The sequence below is a fragment of the Nocardia brasiliensis IFM 10847 genome, from assembly GCF_000710915.1.
Lineage (GTDB): Bacteria > Actinomycetota > Actinomycetes > Mycobacteriales > Mycobacteriaceae > Nocardia > Nocardia brasiliensis_A.
In genome coordinates this window covers 24,432-34,175 of sequence record NZ_BAUA01000166.1, presented here as the reverse complement: position 1 = coordinate 34,175, position 9,744 = coordinate 24,432, and the positions used below count along the sequence as shown (strand labels likewise).

At 68.0% G+C, this 9,744-nt stretch carries 10 protein-coding genes; 4 read left to right on the top strand and 6 right to left on the bottom strand.

All coding sequences use genetic code 11. The annotated features are described in order from the left end of the window. Positions 1–56 precede the first annotated feature (56 nt). Together NBRGI_RS44490 and NBRGI_RS32515 are read right to left on the bottom strand one after the other, a co-directional pair. The gene (locus NBRGI_RS44490) at positions 57–383 is read right to left on the bottom strand and encodes a PadR family transcriptional regulator (RefSeq protein ID WP_235211170.1); all 327 of its coding nucleotides are present in this window, start codon (positions 381–383) and stop codon (positions 57–59) included. 28 nt (positions 384–411) lie between these two features. Beyond that, positions 412–1,140, bottom strand: a complete 729-nt coding sequence (locus tag NBRGI_RS32515) for a hypothetical protein (RefSeq protein ID WP_036561738.1) — start codon at positions 1,138–1,140, stop codon at positions 412–414. Positions 1,141–1,450: 310 nt separating this feature from the next. On the opposite strand from NBRGI_RS32515, the gene NBRGI_RS32510 reads away from it, so the two are divergent. From NBRGI_RS32510 to NBRGI_RS32495, 3 genes are all read left to right on the top strand, one after another. Beyond that, entirely contained in the window at positions 1,451–3,751 is a 2,301-nt protein-coding gene (locus tag NBRGI_RS32510) for a GH92 family glycosyl hydrolase (RefSeq protein WP_029901006.1), read from the top strand. 93 nt (positions 3,752–3,844) lie between these two features. Beyond that, a complete protein-coding gene (locus NBRGI_RS45605) occupies positions 3,845–5,206 on the top strand; it encodes a M14 family zinc carboxypeptidase (RefSeq protein WP_051728201.1) in 1,362 nt (453 codons plus the stop codon). 357 nt (positions 5,207–5,563) lie between these two features. After that, the gene (locus NBRGI_RS32495; RefSeq protein WP_029901003.1) at positions 5,564–6,010 is read left to right on the top strand and encodes a nuclear transport factor 2 family protein; all 447 of its coding nucleotides are present in this window, start codon (positions 5,564–5,566) and stop codon (positions 6,008–6,010) included. Here NBRGI_RS32495 and NBRGI_RS32490 read toward each other — a convergent pair. The 4 genes from NBRGI_RS32490 to NBRGI_RS32475 form a co-directional block, all read right to left on the bottom strand. Next, positions 6,007–6,882, bottom strand: a complete 876-nt coding sequence (locus NBRGI_RS32490; RefSeq protein ID WP_051728200.1) for a lysophospholipid acyltransferase family protein — start codon at positions 6,880–6,882, stop codon at positions 6,007–6,009. The genes NBRGI_RS32495 and NBRGI_RS32490 overlap by 4 nt on opposite strands. 25 nt (positions 6,883–6,907) lie before the next feature. Further along, entirely contained in the window at positions 6,908–7,633 is a 726-nt protein-coding gene (locus NBRGI_RS45600; RefSeq protein WP_051728199.1) for a hypothetical protein, read from the bottom strand. Further along, a complete protein-coding gene (locus tag NBRGI_RS32480) occupies positions 7,630–8,280 on the bottom strand; it encodes a hypothetical protein (protein WP_235211169.1) in 651 nt (216 codons plus the stop codon). The genes NBRGI_RS45600 and NBRGI_RS32480 overlap by 4 nt, the downstream gene beginning before the upstream one ends. 104 nt (positions 8,281–8,384) lie before the next feature. Next, positions 8,385–9,269, bottom strand: a complete 885-nt coding sequence (locus NBRGI_RS32475; RefSeq protein WP_029900999.1) for an NAD(P)-dependent oxidoreductase — start codon at positions 9,267–9,269, stop codon at positions 8,385–8,387. 49 nt (positions 9,270–9,318) lie between these two features. On the opposite strand from NBRGI_RS32475, the gene NBRGI_RS32470 reads away from it, so the two are divergent. Further along, on the top strand, positions 9,319–9,711 hold the full coding sequence (locus NBRGI_RS32470) for a MerR family transcriptional regulator (protein ID WP_029900998.1): 393 nt from the start codon (positions 9,319–9,321) through the stop codon (positions 9,709–9,711). Positions 9,712–9,744: the final 33 nt, after the last annotated feature.

The following is a 9,744-nucleotide window of genomic DNA, read 5'->3' as shown; positions in this document are numbered from 1 at the left end:
GCTCGGCGCGCTGCCGGAGCAACTTCGATGGCTTCCGCCCGCGGCAGATCGGTCGATCAGCCCGACCGCGGCGGACGAGACACGTCCAGCCGCGGGTCACGCTGGGCGAGCGCCGCGCGCAGCAGGCCGAGATAGGCCTGCTGCCCGGCGTCGGTGGTCTCGTATTCGATGCGCGGCGGACCGCCGGTGGTGCTCGTGGTGGTTTCGTGCGCGATCAGCAGGTGTTCGGCGGTCATCGTTTTGAGCGCGTGATAGACCGAGCCGGATTTGACGCCGGCCCATTCGTGGGCGCCCCACGATTCCAGATCGGCCCGGACCTGATAGCCGTGCGCTCGTCCGCGCCGCCGCACCGCACCGAGCACCAAAAGCCGAACTGCGGACATCGGTCCTACCTTTCGCGCCGGGAGCGTGTCACTGATCGGCTCGCCACGCCGCCAGAATACGGCGCAGCTCCGCGACACCGGCCAGGGCGTCGGCGAGCGCGACACGGTCCGCGCCGGTCAGCGGGATGGCCGCGATCCGCGTGAGCAGCGCGTCGGCGCAGGCCGGATCATCCTGGCGCACAGCGAGTTCGGCACGATAAGCGAGCGCATCGACCAGATCGACCGTCGTTGCGCTGCTTTCGGTGCGCCGCAAAGTTCCATCGAGGATCTTCGCGGCCTGAGCGTCCTCGCCGCGCGAATCCGCCTGCACCACAGCGTCATCGATCGCCTTGCGGAGTTTCGACGTCGGGCCCGCCGCATCGGTGGCGCGCATCGGGAAGAAGCGGATCCAGTTTCCACCAGGATCGACCACCAGGAAACCCGTGAGATTGCCGGTGTTCTTGCGCCGCCGGGGACGGGTCATCCGCGGCGTCCCGGCGACCAGCAGTTTGCCGTACTTCGCCCGCATGCCGGCCGCGAACGAGTCGAACAGTGCGCCGATATCGGGCACCTGCACCACGCACGACCCGTAGGAGTCGGCGGGCACGAAGCCGGGCATCCCGAAGAACTGCAACCCGATGTCCTCGCGCTGCATCCCGATGGCGGGATTGGGCCGGGTCTGGCGGTAGGTCTGCTCGAACCCGAGCATCCGATAGAACTCGCCCATCTCGTCGATGTCCACGCAGGGCAACAGCGGCGTGGTGATCTCTCCGGCCATCTCGGCACATCCTTCACTGCGATACTCAGTCACTAGCCAAAATTGGCTAGTAGGTCGAGCGTAGCGGCAGCCCGACCCACGAAGCAAACTTGACTAGTTGGTGGAATCGGCGGTTGCGTCAATCCGCGCGCCGACATAACCGGCTGACGGATGCCGAAACGCCGGCCGCCGGCAGGGTCGAGCCGGTAGGCACGCATCGAGGCGACAAAAGCGCTGATCAGCGGCGTGTCGGCGAGTGGCGGCGGACCGCGCGATGCCAGGATGAGCAGGCACTGGGCAACGTTGTCGGAGGCTCGTCGAGGGAGCATGCATGTCGCGTCGCCGTCTGGCCGGTCTCGTTGTCCCGCTGCTGCTTCCGCTCGTTCCCACCGCGGCGCACGCCGAAACCGCGGTCGATTCCAGCCGGTACGTGAATCCGTTCGTCGGCACCCAGGACGGTGGGCCCGATTTCGGGCACGGCGGCGGCGCGGGCATGACCTTTCCCGGCGCGGTGGCCCCGTTCGGGATGATGCAGTGGAGCCCCGACACCGTGCGCAGCGCGGGCGGCGGATACAAGTACGAGGACAACCGCCTGTACGGGTTCTCGATGACGCATCTATCCGGGCCGGGATGCACTGGCGCGCAGGACTTTCCGGTACTTCCGATCAGCGGCTCGATCGGCCGGTCACCGGCCGTCGACGGCGCGGGCTACCTGCAGACCTTCGACCACGCGAACGAGCAGGCCGACCCGGGCTACTACGGCGTGACCACCGATTCCGGCGTGCGGACCGAGCTGACCACCGCCACCCGCGCCGGCATCGCCCGGTTCACCTTCCCCACCGGCCGCCCCGGCACGGTGCTGCTCGACGTCACCGGCTCGGTCAACGGCGTCGAGGACGCGGAGATCAGCCTCGACGGCAACGCGGTATCCGGCTGGGCGCACACCGGCGGGTTCTGTGGCGCGAAGAGCCGGTACCGGGTGCACTTCCACGCCACCTTCGATAGCCCGATCACTGCGTCGGGTACCTGGCGCGACGATGTCCTGCAACCCGGCGGCCACTCCGTCACGGGCAAGGCGCAGACCCGCCGCACCCGGTCCGGCGAGATCGCCGGCAACGGCCAGGGCAGCGGACTGTTCCTGCAGTTCGACTCCGACCGGCCGGTGCAGATGCGCACCGCCATCTCCTACGTCAGCGTCGAGGGCGCCCGGCGTAATCTCGCCGCCGAGATCGGCGTCAAGGATTTCGACACCGTGCGGGCGCAGGCACGCGCGGCATGGCAGCGCAGACTGGACCAGATCGTGGTGACGGGCGGTGCGCCAGATCGGTTGCGTACCTTCTATTCCGCGCTCTACCACGTGTTCTTACAGCCCTACATCTTCGACGATGTCGACGGCAACTACACCGGGTTCGACGGTCGCGTCCATCAGGTGCGCCCCGGGCATCATCACTACGCCACCTTCTCCGGGTGGGACATCTATCGCAGTGCGGCACAACTGCTCGCCTGGCTGGCACCCGATGTCGCCTCGGATATCGCGCAATCCATGTACGACAACGCGCACGCGCTCGGGGACGTGTGGGATCGGTGGTCGCATCAGAACACCGTCACCGGTGTGATGAACGGCGACCCGTACCACTCGATCCTCGCCAGCGCCTACGCCTTCGGGGCACGGGATTTCGCGGCCGCGGACGCATTGACCTCGATGATCGCCGGGGCCGAGCGTGTCGGCGAGCTGTCCGGCTATACCGAACGTCCCGGCAACGACCAGTATCTGCGGCTCGGCTGGGTGCCGGATCAGGTGTCGGACACCCTGGAATACAACATCGCCGATTTCGGCATCGCCCAGTTGGCCGCGCGACTGGGCGAAACCGAGGAACATGACACGTTCCTGCGCCGCGCCGGCGGCTGGGAGCATCTGTTCAATCCGTTCACCGGCTGGCTGCAACCGCGCTCGGCCCTCGGTTTCTTCGGGCTCCTGTTCAATCCGGCGGCCACCGAGGGCTACGTGGAAGGCAATGGGGCGCAATACCATTGGATGGTTCTGCACAATGTGGGTGCGCTCTTCGCCAAGATGGGCGGCCGGGACCGCGCCGCCGCCCGGCTGGACGAGTTCTTCACCGAACTCAACGCGGGCCCGCACGCGCCGCACGCCTACCTCGGCAACGAACCGTCCTTGCAGACGCCGTGGCTCTACGCCTGGGCCGGGCGCCCGCACCGCACCCAGGACGTGGTGCACCGGGCCCGCACCGAACTCTTCGGCCCATCGGCCGACGGCCTGGCGGGCAATGACGACCTGGGCACGATGTCGGCCTGGTACGTCTGGGCCGCGCTCGGGTTGTACCCGGTGATCCCGGGCCGCGCCGAGCTTTTCGTGCACGGGCCCGCGTTCGAGTCCGCCGTGGTGCGCCGTTCGACCGGCGCCGAATTCACCATCGTCGCGCCGGAGACCTCTGATGCCAACCGCTATATCCAGTCGTTGCGGGTCGACGGCGCGGATACGACGCGGGCATGGTTGCCCGAGTCGTTCGCGCTGTCCGGGGGCCGCCTCGACTTCACCATGGGCCCGCGACCCGCGCCCCGGTTCGGCGCCACGGACGCCGACACGCCGCCGTCGTTCGGCGTGCTGCGGTAGCCGCCGGGCGCGGCGCTGGGCGCGGCGCGGTGGAATCGCCTTTGCTGCGGGCGAACTGACCCGTTCGAGTCGGCATCGATCCCACTATTGACTATGGACACAGACGAAGTGGCGGCGGACGAAGTAGGCAGACTCGTCGGCACGGTGGCACCGACCGATTCGTTTCCTACGGTCGACGAACTGGACCACTTCGTAGACGCGCTGGCCCACGCGTTACCCGATCGGGTCGCCGTCACCGAGATCGGCGGTTCGCGCGGCGGGCACCCGATCAGGTGCGTGCGGGTCGGCGCCGGACCCCGGCGGGTGGTGGTGGTCGGCAACCCGCATCCGAATGAGCCGATCGGCATGGCGACCATCCGGCACCTGCTGGGCAGGCTCACCCAGGACGACGACCGAACCCTCGGCGCGACTTGGTATTTCGTGCTGTGTCTGGACCCGGACGGGACCCGGCTCAACGAGGCCTGGTTCGCCGGGCCGCGCACGAGAACCACTGTCGCACACGGCTTCTATCGGCCACCGGCCGCAGAGCAACCGGAGTGGTGCTTCCCGACCAGCTGGCGCGGCATCGCGGTGGGCGCGCCGCTGCCCGAAACGAAAGCGCTGATGGGTCTGATCGATCGAACCCGGCCCGCGCTGATCGTGTCGTTGCACAACGCCGATTTCGGCGGCGGATTCTTCTACACCACCGGCGGTGACCCCGAATACTGGTCCGCGCTGACCGGACAGCTCGCCGCCGTCGGCGTGCCGATCTACACCGGCGAGCCCGACGTTCCCGGCGCGCGGACCTGGCAGCCCGGGATCTTCGAACTACCGCGGTTCCAACGGATCGCCGAGGCGCTGGCCGGCGACGGCGTCGAACCGCTGGCGATGATGTACGGCGGCGGCATCCGCGACTACGCCGCGTCCCACGGAACCGCCATCCTGGTGTGCGAACTGCCGCTGTGGGTGGACCCACGGGTCGCCGACGAGACGCCGAGCGGCCACCGGATCGCCGATGTCCTGCACGCCAGCGCTACCGATTACGAGGAGATCGCCGACCTGGTGAGCGGGGTGCTCGGTCGCCTCGCGGCCCACCTGGACGGCAGCAGTCCGTTCCAGCGGGCCTTGACCGACTCGGTCCGGGCCCTGCGCGGCATCGCGATCGCCAAACGGGCGGCCACCGATACCCGGCAGGCCACTGCCGGCGAGCTCTTCATCGAGAAGTACGTGTGGGCGGCGGTCGCCCGGCTGCGGGCCGGCGGCATGCTGCTCCGGCTGCTCGTGTCGTCTCCGGGCAACGGGCCGGACGACGTGGTCGCCGAACGCCTCCGCTTCGCGCCGATCTTCGACAAGTGGTGCGCCGACATCGAGACCAACGCGCCAGGACTACCCGTGCCGATCCAGCACCTGGTCGCCGTGCAGTCCGCCGCCATCGTGACCGCCGTGGCCCGGCTGCGCGACGGCCGCCCGATCTGACCCTGACCGGCAGATACGCCATCAATTTCGAAGTCACGGTTTCGTAACGGACGGCGTTGGGTAATCACAGATACATGACATCGACGGATAACCGACCCAGCCGCATCGCCGGCCTGGAGTCGGGGACCGCGGTTTTGGCATTCGCTACGTGCCTTGCCTTTTCGATCGGCATCGCCACTCTTACGCAGTCTGCTGTCACCACGGTCCTCGCCTGCCTCAGCATCGCGGCCGGACTCGTACTCGTACTGAACATCTTGCCGCACAAGGCCTGACCCCCCGCTCGCTGCCGGGTCTTGCATCCCGCGCCCAACCCTGGTGCCATTGCGCCGAACGGTTCGGCGCAATTCGGAGGCGAGCATGCTGTCCCTGCAGGAGATTTCCGATCGTATGGAGATCCAGGACCTGATGGTCCGGTACTCGCACGCGGTCGACACCGGGCAGTGGGATCTGCTGGACGACATCTTCACCGGTGACGCGCACATCGACTACACCGCGATGGGCGGCCCCGCGGGCGATGTGGCGGCGACGAAGCAGTTCCTCGCCGCCATGCTGCCCAATTTCCCCGCGTTCCAGCACCTCATCAGCAATTCCTCGATCACCGTCGACGGTGACACGGCCACCGGCCGCACCATGTGCCACAACCCGATGATGATGTCCGGCGGGGACGGTCCATCGAGCCTCATGCTGTGTGGGCTGTGGTACCTGGACACCTTCGCCCGCGTCGACGGGCGCTGGCGCATCGCGCGCCGGGTCGAGGAGAAGAGCTATATGTTCGTCGCGCAGCCGTTGCCGGGCACCGGTTAGCCCAGGATCGGCAAGCCGCGCTCCGCGCACAGCCGCGTCAACGCGTCCTGCATGACGCCGGTGACGTGGTCGTAGGCGGCATCGAGATCCAGTTCGGGTCCGTGTTCGGAACGCAGATCGATCGGCGGGAGGAATTCGATCGTCACTTTGCTGGGCAGCGGAATGTGCCCGGCGAGATCACCGATGTTGAGCCCCCAGGGCAGCGCCAGCGAAATCGGAAACACTTTGAGGCGCAACATCTGATCCAACCGCAGCAGCCGCGCCAGCCGGTCCCCGCGGCTGAGCATCAAGGCGGTCTGCTGCGCACCGGCATTGACGAAGGGAACGATGGGAACACTTGCGTCCCAAGCCAATCGGAGGAAGCCGGTGCGGCCCGCGAAATCGATCTGATCTTCCTCCCAGGTCGGTCGATGCACCTCCCAGTCGCCGCCGGGGTACACCAGCACCGCCGCGCCGTCCCGGAGCACCTGGCGTGCGCGGTCCGGATCCGCGCCCACCGTGCCGAAGCGCCGCAGCAGCGTGCCGATCACCGGATAGGCCATCACCATGTCGTGCGCGAGTTGAAAGAACGGCCGATGCGGTCCGAACCGGCGCACGAACGCCAAGGTTGTGACGAGCACCTCCGGGGAGACGTTGCCCCCGGAATGATTGCCGACCAACAAGACCGGGCCCTCGTCCGGGATGTGGTCGAGGCCGCGGACCTCCGCCCGGAAGTACAGCCGGGCGAACAGCCACGCGGGGCCCACGGTGTCGATGATGAATTCGGGATCCCGGTCGGCCGGGTCGGCCGCCGGGACACGCGACTTCACCTGGTGGGCGACCCAATCGGCGAGATGGTCGATCCGATCGGTCGGCAATCCGGGCAACTTCATGGGCAACGATTCCGCCGTTCGGTGTCTACGATTCGATGGTCAGCAACCGCCGGAAGAAGCCGCGGTAGCCGCGCAACGCCTGCCGCAGTTCCTCGGTGTCGGCGTCCTGCAAACCCGAACTGTGCTCCTCGAGCACGCGCTTGCGTTCCGCGTACGCGGTGGTCAACTGGTAGATGACGTCGCTGACGATCTTGTCCGCCTGGGTGACCGCGTCGCGCGGGCTGTCGACGAACGCGCCCTGCACCTCACGCCACTGGGTGCGCAGCCGATCGAGGTCGGCCTCGCCGAAGAGCGCGGCGCCGACGCTGTCGAGCGAAGTTCGCTGGCCCTCAGGGGTATTCGCAGCCGACCCGGTATACCCGACCTCGGCGTCGGCGGCGGTGCCCGGATCCGCGGCGGGCGCGTCGAGGCGTGCCTCGGTGGCCGGTTCCCGCTCCGGATCGGCGGCGCTCGCCGCGGTGGCGTGCGGGTCCACATCGGTCTCGGTCAGCGCCTCGGCGTGCTGGTCGGCGGCGGATACGTGCCCGCCGGAATCGGTTTCGCCGAACTCGTCGGCCCGCTGTGGCGAGTCCGCCGTGCTCGACGCCGTGGACGTCCGCTCCGTTTCGGTGCCGTACTCGGCGGCCGCCGCTTCCCGCTCGTCCGCGTGTGCTTCGGATTCCGCCGTCGCCCACCGGCTCTCGTGCTCTTTCGGCGAATCCGCTGCGGTGGCTCGCTCGGGGTGCCCGGTGCGGTCGTATTCGGTGCTCATGACAGTGCCTTCTTGTCGTGCTGGATCTGCTCGGTCGTATCGTGGTGCGCCTGCTGCTCGGCGGCGGTCGTATCCCGTTCAGCCGTCCCGACGGGTGCGGCCTTCTTGCCCTCGGACGCTCCGTTCAGCAAGTCCTGGAACAGATCCCGGTAGTGCACGATCGCGGTGCGCCGGTCCTCGGTGGACACGGCGGTACCGCTGGGCCGGGTCGCGATCTCGTGCGCGGTCCGGTAGTGCCCGAGCGGTTCCGCGTGCTCCACCGACAGATCCGCCACCTGCTGATCGAAATTCTCAGTGGGATAACCACGTTCGGCCATCACGGTGGTCAGCAGGCGATCGGCGGCGAGCAGGGCCGCCGCCGGATCGTCGATGAACTGCTCCTGCACCTCGACCCAGCGGGCCGTGTACAGCTGCTTCTGTTCGTCGGACAGGGTGCGCAGTTCGAGCTCGGCATGGCGGCGTTCTCGTTCGGCCAGTTCACGTTCCGCGGCGCGGCGATCGTCGTGTTCCTGAACCGTCCGGTCGTATTCCGGTCCGAATCGGCTGCGCAGCCGTTGCCTGCGCACCATCGGCCACACCAGTAAGGCGATGACCACCGCAACGAGAACGACCAGAACGATCACTGTGATCAACACTCCAGACGACACTTGAACCTCCTTGCCGAGCCTGTCGTATCGGACAGGTAATGCCTCGCCGCCGAGGTTCCAAACTCTTGATCTCCCGCAGTCACTTTCGTGCCGCTACCCGATGATCACCGCGGCGGCACACTCGCGGCTTTGGCGAATTCCTCGATCAGCACGGGATATTGCTCGGCGCCGTGCCCGGCCGCGATCGCCCGGTCCGCCATCGCCTTGATCAGTTCGGGCAGTTCGGTGTTGACGCCGACCGCCGCGCTCTCCTCGAGCAGGTGTGCCATCGCCCGCACATCGGTCTCCAGCGCGGACACCTGGGCGGGGAAGGCGCCCCGATCGATCTGCTCGGCATAGCCGGGCAGCCAACTCGCGACGCCGGTCGCGATCTGTCGTGCGAACGGCGCGTACGCCGCGGCGTCGACACCCGCCGTCCGGAGCATCGCGGTGCCGTGCAGCCATGCGTTCAGCACACTCCACATCATCGCCAGACCCGCCACGTCGTACAGAGACGCCAGCCCGTGGTCCGCACCGAGGTAGGTCACGGTGCCGAGCGCGTCGAGGATCGGCCGGTGCGAGTCGAAGTCCGCGTGCGGTCCGCTGTGCAGGATGACCGCCTCGGCAGTGCCGATGGCCGATGGGATCGCCATGATGGCCCCATCCAGGTACCGCGCGCCTCGCGAAGCGGCCCACGCGGCGGCGGTTCTGGCCTGAGCGGAGTCACCCGAGGTCAGGTTGATCAGCGTCGTCGCGCCGAAGTCATGGGTGCCGAGCAGTTCGCGCACGGCCTGGTAATCGGTGAGGCAGATGATCGTCAGCGGGCTCGCCGCCAGCGCGTCGGCGAGGGTAAGCGCCTGCCAGGCACCCTCGTATACCAACTGGTCGGCTTTATCTGCGGTGCGATTCCACACCGTGGTCGGATGACCTGCCCGCAGGAACGCCGCGGCGAGTGCCCGGCCCATCAGTCCGAGTCCGAGGACGGTCACCGTGGTCTGTCGTGTACTCATGGCAGCATCTTCAACGTTGATATCGGTGTGAAGGTCAAGTGAGGGTTCGATGCGAATCGGGGAGCTGAGTCGTCGAGCGGGCGTCAATGCCCATCAGCTGCGTTACTACGAGGCTCAGGGCTTGCTGGCGGCGAAGCGGGGTGCGAACGGCTACCGCGAATACGACGAGGACGCCCTGCTGCGGGTGCGGCAGATCCGGCACCTGCTCGGGGCAGGCTTGTCCTCCGAGGACATCGCCTACTTGCTGCCGTGCGCCGTCGGCGCGGCCCCGGAACTGCCCGGGTGCCCGGAGTTGTTGTCCGCCATGCGGTCCCGGCTGCAGCGGCTCGACGAGCGGATGCGCGGGCTCGCCCAGTCGCGCGATGCGCTCGCCCGCTACATCGCCGCCGCCGAGCAGACCGGCGCCGAACACTACCCACCCTTCGACGCGGTCCCGGCCTGACCTCCCGCACCCTTTCCGCGTTCTCGCACCCGT

Bases quoted from the DNA above. Each gene is read 5' to 3' on its own strand.
- NBRGI_RS44490 (WP_235211170.1), bottom strand. From the start codon at position 383: ATGTCCGCAGTTCGGCTTTTGGTGCTCGGTGCGGTGCGGCGGCGCGGA.
- NBRGI_RS32515 (WP_036561738.1), bottom strand. From the start codon at position 1,140: ATGGCCGGAGAGATCACCACGCCGCTGTTGCCCTGCGTGGACATCGAC.
- NBRGI_RS32510 (WP_029901006.1), top strand. From the start codon at position 1,451: ATGTCGCGTCGCCGTCTGGCCGGTCTCGTTGTCCCGCTGCTGCTTCCG.
- NBRGI_RS45605 (WP_051728201.1), top strand. From the start codon at position 3,845: ATGGACACAGACGAAGTGGCGGCGGACGAAGTAGGCAGACTCGTCGGC.
- NBRGI_RS32495 (WP_029901003.1), top strand. From the start codon at position 5,564: ATGCTGTCCCTGCAGGAGATTTCCGATCGTATGGAGATCCAGGACCTG.
- NBRGI_RS32490 (WP_051728200.1), bottom strand. From the start codon at position 6,882: ATGAAGTTGCCCGGATTGCCGACCGATCGGATCGACCATCTCGCCGAT.
- NBRGI_RS45600 (WP_051728199.1), bottom strand. From the start codon at position 7,633: ATGAGCACCGAATACGACCGCACCGGGCACCCCGAGCGAGCCACCGCA.
- NBRGI_RS32475 (WP_029900999.1), bottom strand. From the start codon at position 9,269: ATGAGTACACGACAGACCACGGTGACCGTCCTCGGACTCGGACTGATG.
- NBRGI_RS32470 (WP_029900998.1), top strand. From the start codon at position 9,319: ATGCGAATCGGGGAGCTGAGTCGTCGAGCGGGCGTCAATGCCCATCAG.